This window comes from Actinomycetospora sp. NBRC 106375 (genome assembly GCF_030269665.1).
Lineage (GTDB): Bacteria > Actinomycetota > Actinomycetes > Mycobacteriales > Pseudonocardiaceae > Actinomycetospora.
The window spans coordinates 1-15,454 of sequence record NZ_BSTS01000028.1 but is presented as its reverse complement, the minus strand read 5'-3'; the positions used below and the strand labels follow the sequence as shown (position 1 = coordinate 15,454).

Below are 15,454 nucleotides of genomic sequence, written 5' to 3'. Positions count from 1 at the left end.
AGGATGGGCGGACCCGCTCTCACGGGGCTCCCACCCCGCTCAAAGCCGCTCAGAGCCGCGCCTCGACCCCCGGACCGTCGAGGACGAGGCCGGCCACCAGCTCGGTGGGGTCGAGACGACCCGTCCGCAGCCCGCTCGCCCAGTGGCCGGCGAACTCGTCGGGGCCCAGCTCGGCGCGCACCGCCGCCAGCCGCTCCTCGGTGCCGGGGTGCCACGGCCACGTCCGTCCCTGGCGTGCGCTGAGGGCCGACGACACCGCGAAGGTGCGCGCGGCCTCCTCCGGCTGGCCGGCGTGGGCGAGGTGGGCGCCGCGGGACTCGAGCGACTCCGCGAAGTTCCGGGTCCCGAGCCGCAGCTGGGTCCGCAGGACCGCGTCGCCGTGTCGCAGGCCGGCGGCACCGTCCGCGGCGAACAGCGCGGCGATCGAGTGCGTGACCTCGGCGAACAGGGCCGCGAGCTGGTTGCCGACGGCCCGGTTGTCCGCCAGCACGGCATCGGCGAGGGCCACGGCTCGGTCGGCGTCCCCGGCGAGCAGCGCCGAGGCGGCGAGCACGGCCCGCCCGCCCAGCACCGTGTGGCGGTCCCCGGCCCGCTCGGCCACCGCGACCGCGGCGCGGGCGGCGTCCGTCGCCCACCCGATCGCGTCGCCGCTCCACGCGCAGATGGCGATGACGAACAGCAGGCGCGCCGCCTCCGGGGCCCGGTCGACCGGAGGCACCGCGAGCGCGGGCACCGTCGCGGCGAGGTGTCCGTCGGCGGCGTCCGCGTCGTGGGCGAGGGCGTCGGCGCACCCGCGGACGGCGCCGGCGACCGCCCGGTCGAAGCCGGCGAGGACGGGTGCGGCGTCGCCCGCGGCCTGCGCCCAGCGGGACAGCTCCACGAGCCGCTCGCGGTCGTGCCAGTACACGAGCAGGCGAGCGGCGAGCCGGGGTCCCGCCGGGTCGGGCCGCTCGACGAGCAACGACCGGAGGCAGGCGCGGACCGCGGCCACGTTGTCGTCGAGCCAGTCGTAGAAGGCGGGCTGGTCCGCGGCACCCGGGAGCGGCCCCGCGGCGACGCTGTCGAGCACCCAGCGGTCCCGCGCCGCCGTCGCCGCCTCCCGCTCCCCCGGCGCGAGGACCTGGTCGGCGTGCGCACGGATCGGCACCAGCTGCGTGAACGTCGTCGCCCGGCCCGCCGTGCCCGGCCGGACCGCGGTGACGAGGGACCGGTGCGCCAGCCCTCCGAGCAGGTCGAGCGCCTGCTCGGCCCGCAGCGGCGCGGGCCGGCAGAGGGCCGCCGCGCCCTCCAGGGTGAACGGCCCCGGCAGGACCGCGAGCCGGCGGTGCAGGACCTGCTCGTCCGGCCCCGCCAGGCGGTAGCTCCACGCGACGGTCTCGAGCAGGGTCGCGTGGCGGTCGGGACCGGGGCCGCTGCGCGCGAGATCCCCGGGCGAGCGCTCGAGGCTCTCGGCGATCTCGGCGAGCTCGAACGACCGGGCCCGGGCGGCGGCGAGCTCGACCGCCAGCGGCAGGCCGCCGACCGCCGCGCAGATCCGGCGCAGCAGCGGCCCGTCCGGCCCGCCCGGATCGAGGTCGGGGCGGTCGTCCGCCGCCCGCTCGAGGAACAGCCGGACGACGGCCGACGTCGCGAGCTCCTCGGGCGGACCGTCGGGCACCGGGAGGGGGCCGAGGAGGTGCCGGACCTCGCCCGCCACCTCGAGGGGCTCGCGGCTGGTGGCCAGCACGGCCGTGCCGGGGCACCGGTCCAGCAGCCGGTCGACGAGCGCGCCGGCCCCCGGGATCAGGTGCTCGCAGTTGTCCAGCAGGACGAGGGCCCGGCGGTCGGCGAGGTGGGCGGCGACCACGTCCTGCGCCGACGCGCCGGGCACGGGGCTCAGGGCGAGCGCGTCGGCGACGGCCGCCGGCACGGCGTCGGCGACCGTCACCGGCGCGAGGTCGACGAACCACACGCCGTCGGGGAAGCGGTCCCCCGCGCCGGCGGCGACCTCCGTCGCGAGCCGCGTCTTGCCGACGCCCCCGGGACCGAGCACCGTCACGAGCGCGCCGGGGCGCAGGCGTGACGCGATCTCCGCGCACTCGGTGTCGCGACCGAGGATGCTCCGCCGCCGGCCCGGCAGCCGCAGGTCGACCGCCGGCCGCTCCGTCTCCGGTGCCGGCGGCGGGCGCAGCCCGTCCGCGTGGGTGAGGATCCGCTGGTGGAGATCGGCGAGCGCCGGTCCGGGGTCGACGCCGAGCTCCTCGGCGAGCAGGCGGCGGACCTGGTCGTGGGCCGCGAGTGCCGCGGCCTGGCGCCCCGAGCGGTACAGCCCGAGGATTCGGCGCTCCCACAGCCGCTCGCGCAGCGGGTGCTCGCTGACGAGCGCGGCGAGCTCGTGGGCGGCGCGCTCGGGCTGCCCGACGGCCATCAGCGCGTCGGCACGGTGCTCGGCGAGGTCGAGGCGCAGGTCGGAGAAGCGCTCGCGCACGGGCGCGAGCCACCCTGTGTCGGCGACGTCCTCGCAGAACGGTCCCCGCCAGCGGGCCAGCGCCTGCTCGCTCGCCGCGAGGACCTCGCCGTGGCGGCCCGCGAGGAGCAGGGCGCGCGCGGACGCGCTCGTCGCCACCAGCCGGTGCGAGTCGAGGTGCGCGGGGTCGACGGCGAGTCGGTAGCCCGTCGGCTCGGTGCGCAGCACGGTCGGCGCCGCCCGCGGGCCACGGTCCGGTTCGAGGATCTTGCGGAGCCGCCAGATGTGCGACTCGAGCACCTTCACGCTGCGGGCCGAGGCGTCGGCGCCCCAGATCGCCTCGACGAGGGCCGGCGCGGCGACCGTCTCGCCGACGCGCGCGAGCAGCACCGCGAGCACCGTGGAGAGGCGGGCGCCGCCGGGCGGGCGCGCGAGGTCGTCGTCCTCGACGAGGAGAGGCCCGAGATCGCGGAACTCCACACCACGACGGTAGCGCCGGTCGCGGCCGGTTCGTCCGTTCCCGGAACCGACGCCCACCGTCCGTGAGACCGTCGTGAGAGCGGCGGCCGGGAGCCTCCAGCGCCGTGACCGTCGGAAGCCTGCACGAGATCACCCCCGACCTGGTCCTCGTCGAGGGCCGCCACCCCCACTCGCTGTGGGGCGATCCGGACCTGCCGACGGTCGCCGTGTACCGCCGCGGACCGCGCCTCTACCTGCTCGACACCGGTGCCGGACCGGAGCAGTACGCGGCGATCCTCGCGGTCGCCGCACGGTTCACGGGGATCGAGGAGGTCCTCCTGCTCAACAGCCACGGGCACGTGGACCACCTCGGCAACAACCACGTCATGGCGGCGATCCCCGCGGCCACGCGGCGGCACCACATCCCGCGCGCGTCGCGGCCCGCCGCCGTCGACCACGCGGCGTTCTTCGCGCGCATGTACCGCTCGGGCGTGGCGTACTTCGACCACCTGGCGGGCCTGGACCTGCCCGCGGACCGGTTCGCCGACCTGCTGCGCGCGCTCGGCGCCCCCGCGAACCTGACGGCCGACGACGTCGCGGACCTCGGCAAGCGGATGGACGCGCTCGGGCTCGGGCCGGCACTGAGCGGCTTCGTCCCGTCGTTCGTCGTCGAGATCCTGCTCCGCACCTATCCCGCGGTGCACCCGTGCGTCGCCTCGATGGTCGACTACGAGGACCGGGGGCGGGCCGAGGAGATCGCGATCGGGTCGACGCGCTGGACCGGCTGGACGTTCACCGATGACGCGGGCCGCCCGGAGGTCCAGGTCCTGGAGTCGGGCGGCCACTCCGCCGGCGGCGTCGTCTACCACCTGCCCGACGCGCGGTTCCTCATGCTGGCCGACGAGACCAGCGCCGTGCCGATCTGGACCGACTCGGACCCGCGCCGCACGGCCGCGACCGCGGTGCGGGCGATCACGATGATCGACGAGGGGTTGCTCGACGGCGTCGGCGCCGGGCACGCCCCGTTGCTGCCGGTCCGGGGCGGGGAGGCCCGGGCCCGCCTGCAGCAGATCCTCGACACCGGGGAGGAGTTCACCGCGGCGGTCGACGCGGTCCTGCGGCGCCACCCGGAGGGCCTGTGCGTCGACGACCTCTACACCGAGCTCGTGACCGACGCCGCCCCGCGGTCGGTGATCGCCGTGCAGCGGAGCCTGCAGTTCCCGGTGTTCGCCGTCTTCCTCAAGCAGACACTGCTCAACCACTGCCTGCTGCTCGGGCTGCCCACCGGCGCCGACGCCCGGGGCCGGCCGACGTTCCGTCGCTCCTGACGCCCTCGTGCGCCGTCACCCCGACCCGACGTTCGACCGCCTGCTCGGCGACCCGGGAGCCGCCGACCCGGCCGCCGTCGCCGCGGCGGCACGCCGTACCCGTGTCGGCGACGCGGCGGGGTGGGAGCGGTTCTGGCGGGCCGAGGGCGACCGTGCCGTCGCTGCCGGCGACGACCGCCTGGCGGCCGACGACGTCGCGGGTGCCTGCTCGGCGCTGCTGGCGGCGGCCGAGGCCTACGGGTTCGCGGGTCACGTGTTCCCGCCGTCGTCGGTGTCGCACCGGGGCAACCGCGCCGCCCAGGTCGCGGCGTTCCGGGCGGCGCTGCCGCTGCTGCCGTGCCCGGCCGAGGCGGTCGCGCCGGACACGTACCTGTTCGGCGCGGGCGGGGACGTGTGCGCGCTGGTGCCGATGCCGGACGGACTCCCCGCGGAGGCGGGGTGGGCGCGGTTCGGGGTGCCGGCGACGGGCCGTGGCGCGGGCTGCCTGGTCGTGGCCGGGCGCGTCACGGACCCCGTGGGGCTCGCGCGCGGGTACGGGGTCCGGTGCCCGGTGGTGCTCGTCGGCTGGGGGTCGGCGGCTCCGGTCGTGACCGCCTCGATGCGTGCCGGCGACGACGTCGCGGGCGTCGTGTGGTGCTCGGCGGACGACGTGCTCCCGCCGGACACCCGCGCTCCACAGCGAGCGCTGCCGTCGACCGCGACCGTCGACGCGGCGATGGCGTGGGTCGTGGAGGTGGCGCGCAGACCGTAGCCGGCGCGGAGCTCGGGGTCCGCCCCGGTGCACCCGGCAGCGCCGGGCCGCCCGACCCGCGCACGGGATCGGGCGGCCCGCGATCTCCGGCGGCTCAGGAGCGGATGAACTCGAGCAGGTCGGCGTTGATGGTCGGCGCCTCGGTGGTCGGCATGCCGTGCGGGAAGCCCTCGTAGATCTTCAGCGTGGCGTTCTGCAGCACCTGAGCGGACATCCTCGCCGAGGCGTCGATGGGGACGATCTGGTCGTCGTCACCGTGCATCACGAGTGCCGGCACGGAGATCTTCTTCAGGTCGTCGGTGAAGTCGGTCTGCGAGAACGCCACGATCCCGTCGTAGTGGGCCTTCGTCCCCCCGGTCATCCCCTGACGCCACCAGTTCTGGATGATCGCTTCCTGAGGGTCGCGACCCGGGCGGTTGAACCCGTAGAAGGGGCCGGCGGCGAGGTCGCGGTAGAACACCGAGCGGTTGGCCGCGAGCTGGGCCTGCAGGTCGTCGAAGGCCGACTTCGGGGTGCCCTTCGGGTTGGCGTCGGTCTGGACCATCAGGGGCGGTACCGCGCTGATCAGCACCGCGCCGGCCGCGCGGTCCTGCCCGTGGCGGCCCAGGTAGTGCGCGACCTCGCCCCCGCCGGTGGAGTGGCCGACGAACACCGCGTCGTGCAGGTCGAGGTGGTTCACCACCGCGGCCAGGTCGTCGGCGTAGTGGTCCATGTCGTGCCCGTCGGCGGTCTGGGTCGACCGACCGTGGCCGCGCCGGTCGGCGGCGACGACCCGGAAGCCCGCGTTGAGGAAGAACAGCATCTGGGTGTCCCAGTCGTCCGACGACAGCGGCCAGCCGTGGCAGAAGACGATCGGCTGACCCGACCCGTAGTCCTTGTAGAAGATCTCGAGGCCGTCGGAGGTGGTCACCGTGGGCATGGGCGGCTTCTCTCTGTCCGGGACGCGTTCGCGACCGAGGGGGGTCGGCTCCGTGCTGCTTCGCGGTGCGGGGGCGCACCGCGGCGACACGACACCGAGGCTGCCCGCGGCGGCACGCCGTGTCGACAGCCGGCAGGAAACAGTGCTCCCGCCGAGGCGGCCGTCGGCGAGCGGGGACACCTCCCGCTAGCGGGGACGCCCGGATTCTGCGCCGTGCGCGGCGTCGGCGTCTTGCGACCGGTCGCGGGCCGCGACCTCGGCACCGACGACCGCCGCGGTGACGATCAGGACGCTGAGCACGACCTGCCAGGACAGGAAGGCGATGACGACGCCGGCGAGGCCGTTGCGCGCGGCCTGCCCGGTGATCGAGAACGGGAGGTAGCTGCCCGAGAGGGTGACCACGACGGACTGCGCGAGACCGGTGAGCAGCGACCCCGGCAGGAGCGAGCGCCACCGGACCCGTCCGGCGAGCAGCATCCACTGCAGGACCCACCACAGCGCCGTGGCGAACACCGCGTGCCCGACGAAGCCCAGCACGACGCTGCCGACGGGCCGGACGAGGTCGGGACCGAACCACGCGAGCAGGCCGTACTCGGCCACCAGGACCACGGCGGCCAGGGCGCCGGCGGCCCGGTCGCGGGCTCCCCCGGGGCCGAGGCCCCACACCGCGTGGTGGGTGCGTTGCAGGGTCCGGGCGAACCCGAACACGGCGGCGGCGAGCAGCAGCGCCCCGACGACGGTCAGCCCGCCGGACGGTTCCGGGGCGGTGCCCGCGGAGGGCGGGAGCGCCGCGGTGATCGCCGAGGCTGCGGAGCTCGACAGCCCGAGGCTGGTGGCGAGCGCGTCCCCCGCCGGGCGCCGGGCGTCCCGGGGCAGCAGCGCGTCGAGCACCAGCAGCATCGGCAGGATCGCCGTGAACACGTGGGCGGCCAGCGCGACGGCCCGGTCGTAACCACTGATCTCGGTCATCCGCTGACCCACGCGACGCATCAGCGCGATCGTCCGGCGCATGGTGGTGAGGATCGCCCACCGACTGCCTCCTCGAGCATCCGGGACGTAGGTTCCTGCTCGGGGTGGTCGTGGTGGGGAACCTGCCGTACCCGCTGAGCGGGTTCGTGGGGCGCGGCGGGGAACGCCGCCGTCTCGAGGCCGCCCTGGCCGGCGCGCGGCTCGTCACCGTCTGCGGGCCCGGGGGTGCCGGGAAGAGCAGGCTGGCCCTGGAGGTCGCGCGCTCAGGGCAGGACCGGTGGGCCGGCGGGGCGTGGCTCGTCGACCTCGCGGGGGTCGCCGACCCGGGCCTCGTCGCCGATGCCGTCGGCGAGGCCCTCGGCGTGCGGGCGTCTCCGGGGCACTCGGTGACCGACGCCCTGGTCGACCGTCTCGGCCCGCAGGCGACCCTGCTGATCCTGGACGACTGCGAGCACCTCGTCGCCGGGTGCGGTCGGGTGGTCGTCGAGATACTCGAACGATGCCCGTCGGCGCAGGTGCTGGCCACCAGCCGGCGGATCCTCGGCGTCGACGGCGAGAAGGTGTTCCGGCTGGGCCCGCTCGACTTCGCCGAGGGCCGGGAGCTCTTCGTGCGGCGCGCCCGGGCGACCGGGCCGGAGGTCGACGACGATCCCGCCGAGGTGGAGGCGATCTGTCGTCGTCTGGACGGCTTGCCGCTGGCCATCGAGCTCGCCGCGGCGTTGCGCCGGGTGTTCGGCGTCGCCGAGATCCACGACCGGCTCGAGGATCCGCTCGGCGTGCTCGCGGTCGCCGGAGGGCCGACACGCTCGCGTCACGGGAGCCTGACGACCGCCATCGGCCGGAGCCACGAGCTGCTCCCCGAGCCGGCGCGGACCGCGTTCCGCCGCCTCGGGGTCTTCGCCGGGCCGTTCACCGCCGCGACCGCGGGCGCGATCGGCGAGCTGTCCCCCACCGACGTCGACGCCGTGCTCGCGGAGCTGACCGCGAGCTCGCTGCTCGCCGCCGACACCGCGGCCACGCCCACGCGGTACCGCATGCTGGACACGGTGCGCGCGTTCGCCGTCCGGGAGCTGGAGGCCCGCGACGAGCTCGCCGCTGCGCGAACGGCGCACTGCCGGACCTTCCTGGACCTGGCCGAACGTGCCGAGCCCGCGCTGACGGGCGCCGACCAGCTCGCGTGGTTGGACCGGCTCCAGGCCGAGCAGCCCGACCTCCGCGCGGCGCTCTCGTGGGCCACGTCGGACGGGTCGGGCGGTGGTGCGGCGGCGCTGCGGCTCGCGGCCGCGCTGACGTCCTTCTGGCACCTGCGCGGGTCGATCTCCGAGGGCGTCACCTGGCTCCGGGTGGCGCTCGACCGCGCCCCGACGGAGCCGACGGCCACCCGCGCCGCGGCGCTGTGGGGGCTCGGGGTGCTGGGCATGTTCACCGGGGACGTCGCGGTCGCGCTGCCCGCGACGCAGGAGAGCCTGCAGATGTCCCGCTGGCTCAGCGACGACCGCATCGCCGGCCGCGCCCTGAGCTGGCTGGGTCAGCTCGCGTGGTCCGGCGGCGAGCTGGACCGGGCCGAGGCGCTGCTGGCCGAGGCGGTGCCGCTGGCCCGTGGGGCCGAGGACGCGTGGAACCTGGCCGACGCCGCGGGCGCGCTCGGCTACGTCGAGGTGATGCGCGGTGACGTCGCGGCGGCGCACGCGGCGGTCGCGGAGTGCCTGACCGTCGCGCGCGGCGCGGGCAACCTCCAGGGCGAGGGCTTCGGCCTGGGCGTCGGTGCGCACCTGGCCCTGGCCCAGGGTCGGCTCGCCGACGCCGAGCGCGACGCGCGCGCCGGTCTTGCGCTGGTGAGCGCCCTCGGCGGCGACTACCGCGCCTCGTGGGTGCACACCGTCCTGGCGGGCGTCGGCCGGCGCCGCGGCGACCGCCCCGACGCCGAGCACCACGCCTCCCGCGCCCACGAACTCGCCGCCGCCGCGGGTGCTCCGGCGCTGGAGGTCTACGCCCTGCTCCAGAGCTCCGCCCTCGCCGCCCCCGACACGCGCGCCGAGCTGCTCGCCGGCGCGGCCGCCACGACCGCGGGGCCGGCCCCGTTGCTGGTGGCGCAGGTGCTCGCCGAACAGGCCGCCGCGGCACTGGACCGGGACGACGTCGACGGCGCCGTGACGCTCGCCGTCGACGCTCGTGCGGCGTCCCGGCGCATCGGCGACCGCTGGGCCGAGTCCCTCGCAACCCGGACCGCCGGCCGGGCGGCGTCCGCGCGGGATCCCCGCGCCGGTGTCGCGGACCTGCACGCCGCGTTGGAGATCGCCACCGCGCTCGGGGACGCCTTCGGCGTGATCGAGTGCTGGGAGGCACTCGCCGACGTCGAACGGACCGGCCCCCGGGTCGTCCGTCTCCTCGGCGCGGCCGCCGCTCATCGCGAACGACTCGGATGGTGCGAGCCGACCGCCGGCGGCCGCCGCGCCGCGGCATCGTGTCGCGAGATCCGCGCCGTCCTCGGCGACGAGGCCTTCGACGAGCTCTGGCAACAGGGCCGTGCCCTGTCCGAGGCGCAGGCCACCCGACTGGCCTCCGGCACGCGCGGGCCCCGCAACCGTCCGGCCGAAGGATGGGCGGCGCTGACCCCGGCCGAGCAGCAGGTCGCGCGGCTCGCCGCCGACGGCCTGACGAACAGCGGGATCGCCGAGCAGCTCTTCGTCTCACCGCGCACCGTGCAGTCCCACCTCGCGCGCGTCTTCGCCAAGCTCGGGGTCACCCGCCGCACCGAGCTCGTCGTGATCGTCCAGCGCCACGGCGGATGACGGATCTCGGCATTTCGGCCGATGATCCCCTGCCCCCGGGGCGCGACTCTCCTGCGGAGCCAGCACCGCCAGGACAGGAGAGCCCGATGACGACGTCCGTCGCCCGACCCGACCCCGACCGTCTCACCGACCCCCGGCCCGGGCGGACGCCGTTGCGGTGGGCGGCCGTCGCGGGGCTGGGGGCGATCGCGGCGGTGCTCAGCGCGCTCGTGGCCACACCGACCGACGTCCATCTCTCCGACGGCAGCGCCGCCGTCGCCGCCGGGCTCGCGGCCGCCGCCGGGGGCATGGTGTTCGCGCTCCCCTTGACGGCGCTGTTCGCCACGCTCCTGACGACCATGGCCGCGCTCCTCGCGTGGTCGGTGCCGCGATCCGCTCCCGGCGGGATCGCGCTGCGCGTCGGCCTGGTCGCCGCCGTCCTCACCAACGCGCTCAGCTGCGTCTCGGCCGTCTTCGGCGGCCTGGCCCTCCACCTCGCCGCCATCGGCGCCGACCCCGGCCTCGTCGCGGGCATCTACACGGGCCAGTTCGTCGCCCTCTCCGCGTGCGCCTTCCCGGACGTCGCCATGGTCGCCGGGATCGGCGCGGGGCTGCACCGGGCGCGCCTGGTCCCCACCTGGGTGACCGCGGTCGGCGTCGTCGCGATCGTCGCCCGTCTCGTGTCGGTGACCGCCCTCGCCACCAGCGGACCGTTCGCCCTCGACGGACCGCTCGGCCTCTACCTGCCGCTGACCTTCGTCGTCTGGATCATTGCCCTGTCCGCCGTCCTGCTCAGGCGCGCGAGATCCGTCACGGAGGGCTGAGTGGGCGCGGCAGATTCGAACCTGCGCTTCAATCCTGGCCCACCACTACGCCTCCACCACACAAGCGCAGCAATCCGCCGGACGGAATGACGTCTCCCTCGTAGCCGACCGCGGTAACGACCGTCGACGACCGCGTAGGGCGCGTAGGGCGCGTAGGGCGCGTAGGGCGCGTAGGGCGCGTAGGGCGCGGTGCCCGGCCATGCGGCGTCCGTGGATTCCGAAGGTCGGTCGGGAAAGCGGTCTCAGTCCTGCAGGTACCCGCACCGATCGCTCAGCCTCGGGGCGTCGGGCGCGGCCACGAGACCGGCGAGCGCCGCGTCCGCCACCGAGCGCAACGCGGGCCGCCCTGGCCTTGCTTTCGCGAGCACGTTCATGCCCTGCACGACGGCGACGAGCAGCTTGGCCTGCTCCGGACCCGCGCCGGAACGGAGGTCGCCCGCGGCCTTCGCTCGCGTCAGCGCCGCCTCGAAGGCGGCCTCGAGGTTCGCCAGATGAAGATCGAAGACGCCGGCGAGATCGGGATCGCGTTCGGCGAACTCGACCAGGGAGTTCGTGATCAGGCAACCCCACCGCCGGCGGCCGTCCACCATCGCCTCGACGAGATCGTCGAAGTAGCTTCTCAGGCCGTCGAGGCCGGACGGCGAGGACGTCAGACCCAGGACGGCTTCGGACGACACGGTGCGGGCGTAGCGCTGCAGCGCGGCGCGGAACAGATCCCGCTTGGAACCGAACGCGGCGTACGCACTTCCTGGCTGGATCCCCATCGCCCGGCAGAGCTCCGGCATCGAGCTCGCGTCGTAGCCATGCACCCAGAACGTCTCGAGCGCTGCGTCGAGCGCCTGCTCCGTATCGAAGCCCCGGGTGCGGCCCACGGGACGATCGTAGCCGAGCCCAGCGGCTCCTCCTGCTCGGTGATGCCCTCTGGCAGGCCGCTCAGCTGCTGACACTCTGCTATTCTTGAATGATCTTTCAGTTAGGAGGAGGTCGAGATGCGCGTGGCGATGGTGGGTACCGGCGGGATCGGCGGCTACTTCGGGGCCCGGCTCGCGGGCGCCGGACACGAGGTGGCGTTCCTGGCGCGCGGTCGGCACCTCGACGCCCTCCGAAGCCAGGGCCTGCAGGTCCGCAGCCCGCTGGGCGACGTGCACCTCCCCCACCCCAGGGTCACCGACGACCCCACCGAGATCGGTCCCGTCGACGTGGTCGTCGTGGGGGTCAAGCTCTGGGACACCGAGCAGGCCGTCGCCTCGCTTGCGCCGCTCGTGGGCGACGCGACAGCCGTCGTGTCGTTGCAGAACGGTGTGATGAAGGACGACGTCCTCACGCGGACCGTCGGCGCGGCGCACGTGCTCGGTGGGGTGTGCTACATCGCGGCCACGATCGCGGAGCCCGGCGTGATCGAGCACTCCGGCTCCCTGCAGCGCATCGTGATCGGCGAGTTCGACGGCACACGCTCACCGCGGGTTGAGGCGTTTCGCGCGGCGCTCGCCGACGCCGGCGTCGACGTCGAGGTCAGCGAGCAGATCGAGCGCAGCACGTGGGAGAAGTTCGTCTTCCTCGTCGGACTCTCGGGCACCACGAGCCTGGCTCGTACGACGATCGGCCCGATCCGGAGCACCCCGCGATCGCGGGCCTTCGTCCACGACGTCATGGACGAGGTCGTCCTGGTCGCTCGTGCCCAGGGCGTCGCCTTGCCGGCGGACTTCGCCGACGACCGGATCGCCTTCGTCGACACCGTCCCCGCCACGATGACCTCGTCCATGCACCGCGACCTCGAGCAGGGCCACCGTCTGGAGGTCGACTGGCTCAGCGGCGACGTCGTGGCCCGCGGCGAGCGACTCGGGGTGTCGACCCCGGCCAACCGTGCGATTGCCGACGTGCTCGCCGTCCACGCGCAGGGCAGCGACCGATGAGCGCACCCGGCCATGTACCGGCACTGACCCTGCGGGCCGTCGATGCCCGACTGGTGCAGGTCCCGATGCGCCGGCCCCTCCACACGAGCGCGGGCCGCATGACCCACGCGCCGCTGGCGCTCCTCGACGTCCACACCGAGCAGGGCATCACCGGCCGCTCCTACCTGTTCTGCTACCTCGAGCCGGTCGGTCGTGCCGTCCTCGCGCTCACCCGCGAGGTCGCCGGCGCGCTCGTGGGGCTCTCGGCCCAGCCGGCCGCGCTGCGCCGCGTGCTCACCGCCCGGTACAAGCTCGCCGGCGTCGGCGGCCCGATCGCCGGCCTGCTCGCCGGACTCGACATGGCCTGCTGGGACGCGCTCGCGATCGCCGCCCAGCTCCCCCTCGTCCGCCTGCTGGGCGCCGATCCGCGCCCGGTTCCCGCCTACAACAGCAACGGTCTCGGGCCCGCCGCCACCGAGACCGTGGCCGCCGAGGCCGCCGAGCTCGCCGCCGAGGGCATGGCCGCGGTGAAGCTGCGCCTGGGCCGGACCGTTCCCGAGGACGACCGGGACGCCGTGGAGGCCGTGCGCCGCGCGCTCCCGCGGGATGTGGCCATCATGGCCGACTACAACCAGGCACTCGATCTGCCGTCGGCTCGGCAGCGGTGCGGGCAGCTCGACGAGCTCGGTCTGACGTGGATCGAGGAGCCGATCCGCCACGACGACTACACGGGCGCCGCCGAGCTCACCGCCGAGCTCCGCACCCCGATCCAGATCGGGGAGAACTTCGCGGGCCCGCGGGCGATGTCCACGGCTCTCGCCTCGCGGGCCAGCGACCTCGTCATGCCCGACGTGGACCGGATCGGTGGAGTCACCGGCTGGCTGCAGGCCGCCGCGCTCGCCGACGTCGCCGCGATCCCGATGTCCAACCACCTCTACCCCGAGATCTCGACCCACCTGCTCGCCGCGACACCGACAGCCCACTGGCTCGAGTACGTCGACTGGGCCGCCCCGGTGCTCCGCGAGCCGCTGGACGTCACCACCGGCGCCGCCACCCCACCGGACCGTCCGGGAACCGGCATCGAGTGGGACGAGGAAGCCGTCGCGCGGTATCGCCTGGCCTGACGCCACCCGAGCCGGGCACGTCCTCAACCGGATCGCCGGTACAGGACCGTCGATGAGAGCGCGGCCAGAGCGAGCAGGGTCGTCGCCACCACCAGGGTCGCCGACAGCCCGTAAACGTAGCCGGAGGTGGCGTCCGTCGACCCGCCGATCGCCACCGACTGAATCGAGCCGAAGACCGCAACCCCGAAGGCCATGGCCACCTGCTGGGTCGTCGTCAGCAGCCCAGCTGCTGTCCCGGAGGTCGTGGGTGCCACGACCGCCAGCACGGACGCGATCATCGCGGGGATCGCGAGCCCATTGCCGATCCCGAGCAGCGCCATGGTCGGCCACAGGACCCCAGGGCCCTCGGCGATCGCACCGATCCTGGACTGCACGAGCAGGTGAGGTTGGCTCCCGGGACCGGACACCGACGGTGTGGGGTCAGTGATCTTGGACAACGCCTGCTCGCCGCCGGAACGTGAGTGGGCGCCAGTTCACCGTCGACGGCCTTGACCAGCTCTGGCTCACCGACTCGGCGTGCACCCGCGGCCAGCCGTAGGTGCCGCGGGACTCCGCAGACCCCTGCCCCGACCCGGCTGCGTGGGCGCGGGCAGGATTCGAACCTGCGACCGACGGCTTGTAAGAACGCGGGAACGTGTGTCTCGAGGCTCCTACCAGCGTCTTTGTTCTCACTCTCGCGTCTTTGAGGGCCCCACGAGTCGCTCGTAGCCCCCAGTTCGCACCACGATCCGCACCACGCGGAGCGATCTTGACGCTCGCTTGGGGCGTGTGGGCAGACTCGAGAGTGCCGGGGGCTCAGCAACCGTTTCCGCATGCAGGTGCTCGTCTCGGCCGTGCCCCGCACGGCCTGGATGCTGTCGAGGGACACAAACGGGTGGCTCACCCCATCATTGCTGTCGCAGGTATGACAGGCCCGGCTAGCAATGTCCACGGCGTCGCCTGGGCAGCGGTGATCCAGGCAGGCACCGGCTCGTCCATAAGACGTACGAAGTATTGGGATTCCGGGTCCCTAGTTGTCATGAATTGTCCGATCTGCATCGAAGGTTACCATTTGCAGTTCACCAACGAGATGATTCCCATCATTCCATACGACCGAAGCGGGCGAGCAAGACTTTGCGCAAAGGCAGAGAGCCTTGACAGCTGGGGCGCGCGCGGAATACGGCCCGCCCGCGACGACGACCGATCGTGTAAAGCCTTCGCGCGCGTTTAGGTCCTAGCGTGGACGCGTGGCTAACCGTACCGTTCCTCCTTGGCAGCTTCCTGCCTTCTGGACCGATGGAGCCGCGATCAGACGCGCCGGGCAGTCGAGACCCTCCGCGCATGCTCTTGACGAGGAGTCAGCACCGACTACGCCCACTCAGGTGCACGCTTCGAGCATCTCGGCCAGGACGGCGAGCCGCACGTCGCGACGCCCAATCGCATCACCCCGGCGATCCACTAGCGTTGTCCACACTCAGCGTTGCCGTACCGGGTCACGCTGCGATCAGCATTCTCGAAACGCACGCAGGGACGATCTCGAACTGTTGACCAAGATTCCTGCCGAGCTCGACCTGATCGACGATGCGGCTTGCATCCGGCATCACCGATGGCCAGCCAGCGGACAATCTGTACCGGTGCGCAACCCACAACCTCTTGCGCGGTGACCGCCGCTACCCCCAGTTCCTCCGGACTGTCCGCCGTGACGCCGAGATCGACATCGCGCTCCAGCGGGTCTTCGACATCCTGGGGTGGAGGAGCACCGAGCGTCCCCCGCGGACGGGCGCTCCGAACCGCCGAGCTGACGGCGAGTGAAGCGACAGCAGCACTGCGCTGTCGTGAACCGCTAATCGTCTTCCCCCTTCGCCGGCTCTTCCGGAATTAGAGTGCGAGTGCGCCGCAGTGCAGTAGGGCTCGGATGCGGTAGTTGATCAGGTTGCGGAACCCGAGGGCGTTGCGTCGGAGGGCTTCAAGCCGGCCGTTGATGGCCTCGGT

Annotated in this window: 12 protein-coding genes; 6 read left to right on the top strand and 6 right to left on the bottom strand. The window is 74.2% G+C overall.

The features are described 5' to 3' along the window. Window positions 1–49: 49 nt before the first annotated feature. Window positions 50–2,926 (bottom strand): AfsR/SARP family transcriptional regulator, encoded by a 2,877-nt coding sequence (locus tag QSK03_RS29890; protein ID WP_285659237.1) that lies wholly within the window; start codon window positions 2,924–2,926, stop codon window positions 50–52. 104 nt (window positions 2,927–3,030) lie between these two features. On the opposite strand from QSK03_RS29890, the gene QSK03_RS29885 reads away from it, so the two are divergent. Together QSK03_RS29885 and QSK03_RS29880 are read left to right on the top strand one after the other, a co-directional pair. Continuing rightward, a complete protein-coding gene (locus QSK03_RS29885; protein WP_285659236.1) occupies window positions 3,031–4,233 on the top strand; it encodes an MBL fold metallo-hydrolase in 1,203 nt (400 codons plus the stop codon). Between the two features lie 7 nt (window positions 4,234–4,240). Further along, window positions 4,241–4,984 (top strand): hypothetical protein, encoded by a 744-nt coding sequence (locus QSK03_RS29880; RefSeq protein WP_285659235.1) that lies wholly within the window; start codon window positions 4,241–4,243, stop codon window positions 4,982–4,984. A gap of 94 nt (window positions 4,985–5,078) precedes the next feature. On the opposite strand, the gene QSK03_RS29875 is transcribed toward QSK03_RS29880, so the two are convergent. Both QSK03_RS29875 and QSK03_RS29870 read right to left on the bottom strand, forming a co-directional pair. After that, a complete protein-coding gene (locus QSK03_RS29875) occupies window positions 5,079–5,903 on the bottom strand; it encodes an alpha/beta fold hydrolase (RefSeq protein ID WP_285659234.1) in 825 nt (274 codons plus the stop codon). 186 nt (window positions 5,904–6,089) lie between these two features. Continuing rightward, window positions 6,090–6,914 (bottom strand): YhjD/YihY/BrkB family envelope integrity protein, encoded by an 825-nt coding sequence (locus tag QSK03_RS29870; RefSeq protein WP_285659233.1) that lies wholly within the window; start codon window positions 6,912–6,914, stop codon window positions 6,090–6,092. 71 nt (window positions 6,915–6,985) lie between these two features. Between QSK03_RS29870 and QSK03_RS29865 the strand changes: the two genes are divergently transcribed. After that, window positions 6,986–9,664 carry a helix-turn-helix transcriptional regulator gene (locus QSK03_RS29865; protein WP_285659232.1) on the top strand — a complete coding sequence of 893 codons (2,679 nt, stop codon included), beginning with the start codon at window positions 6,986–6,988 and terminating at the stop codon, window positions 9,662–9,664. A gap of 86 nt (window positions 9,665–9,750) precedes the next feature. Then, complete coding sequence (locus QSK03_RS29860) at window positions 9,751–10,467, top strand: hypothetical protein (protein ID WP_285659231.1); 717 nt, start codon at window positions 9,751–9,753, stop codon at window positions 10,465–10,467. 242 nt (window positions 10,468–10,709) lie between these two features. On the opposite strand, the gene QSK03_RS29855 is transcribed toward QSK03_RS29860, so the two are convergent. Then, window positions 10,710–11,414, bottom strand: a complete 705-nt coding sequence (locus tag QSK03_RS29855) for a TetR/AcrR family transcriptional regulator (protein ID WP_285659230.1) — start codon at window positions 11,412–11,414, stop codon at window positions 10,710–10,712. A gap of 42 nt (window positions 11,415–11,456) precedes the next feature. Between QSK03_RS29855 and QSK03_RS29850 the strand changes: the two genes are divergently transcribed. Continuing rightward, entirely contained in the window at window positions 11,457–12,380 is a 924-nt protein-coding gene (locus QSK03_RS29850) for a 2-dehydropantoate 2-reductase (protein ID WP_285659229.1), read from the top strand. Then, entirely contained in the window at window positions 12,377–13,483 is a 1,107-nt protein-coding gene (locus tag QSK03_RS29845; RefSeq protein WP_285659228.1) for an enolase C-terminal domain-like protein, read from the top strand. The genes QSK03_RS29850 and QSK03_RS29845 overlap by 4 nt, the downstream gene beginning before the upstream one ends. A gap of 23 nt (window positions 13,484–13,506) precedes the next feature. Here the strand turns inward: QSK03_RS29845 and QSK03_RS29840 are convergent, their stop codons facing one another. Then, entirely contained in the window at window positions 13,507–13,803 is a 297-nt protein-coding gene (locus tag QSK03_RS29840) for a hypothetical protein (RefSeq protein ID WP_285659227.1), read from the bottom strand. A 1,537-nt stretch (window positions 13,804–15,340) separates the two neighbouring features. Beyond that, a partial coding sequence (locus tag QSK03_RS29835; RefSeq protein ID WP_285659285.1) for a transposase occupies window positions 15,341–15,454 on the bottom strand: 114 nt, incomplete at its 5' end.

Excerpts from the sequence above, each read along its gene's own strand:
- QSK03_RS29860 (WP_285659231.1), top strand. The coding sequence starts at position 9,751 with ATGACGACGTCCGTCGCCCGACCCGACCCCGACCGTCTCACCGACCCC.
- QSK03_RS29850 (WP_285659229.1), top strand. The coding sequence starts at position 11,457 with ATGCGCGTGGCGATGGTGGGTACCGGCGGGATCGGCGGCTACTTCGGG.
- QSK03_RS29840 (WP_285659227.1), bottom strand. The coding sequence starts at position 13,803 with ATGGCGCTGCTCGGGATCGGCAATGGGCTCGCGATCCCCGCGATGATC.
- QSK03_RS29875 (WP_285659234.1), bottom strand. The coding sequence starts at position 5,903 with ATGCCCACGGTGACCACCTCCGACGGCCTCGAGATCTTCTACAAGGAC.
- QSK03_RS29845 (WP_285659228.1), top strand. The coding sequence starts at position 12,377 with ATGAGCGCACCCGGCCATGTACCGGCACTGACCCTGCGGGCCGTCGAT.
- QSK03_RS29870 (WP_285659233.1), bottom strand. The coding sequence starts at position 6,914 with ATGCGCCGGACGATCGCGCTGATGCGTCGCGTGGGTCAGCGGATGACC.